This is a genomic window from Aquabacterium sp. A08 (genome assembly GCF_011742065.1).
This window is the reverse complement of the sequence record NZ_JAAQQT010000105.1, coordinates 1-251: the sequence shown is the minus strand read 5'-3', so window position 1 is coordinate 251 and position 251 is coordinate 1. Positions and strand designations below refer to the sequence as shown.

1 pseudogene is annotated in these 251 nt (G+C 71.7%); it reads left to right on the top strand.

Features of this window, described 5'->3' with window-relative positions:
* Window positions 1–30: 30 nt before the first annotated feature.
* A pseudogene (locus HA630_RS00600) lies at window positions 31–251 on the top strand (glutamate 5-kinase); the annotation flags it as partial.

Below are 251 nucleotides of genomic sequence, written 5' to 3'. Positions count from 1 at the left end.
GCCGCCCCGCAAGCCGCCCCCGCCGACGTGTTGCGCAGCGCGCGCCGCATCGTGGTCAAGGTGGGCTCCAGCCTGGTCACCAACGAAGGGCGCGGCCTGGACGAGGCCGCCATCGGGCAGTGGAGCGAACAGCTCAGCGCCCTGGTGCGGGACGGGCGCGAGGTCATCATGGTCAGCAGCGGCGCCATCGCCGAGGGCATGAAGCGCCTGGGCTGGACGGTGCGGCCCAAGGAAATCAACGAACTCCAGGC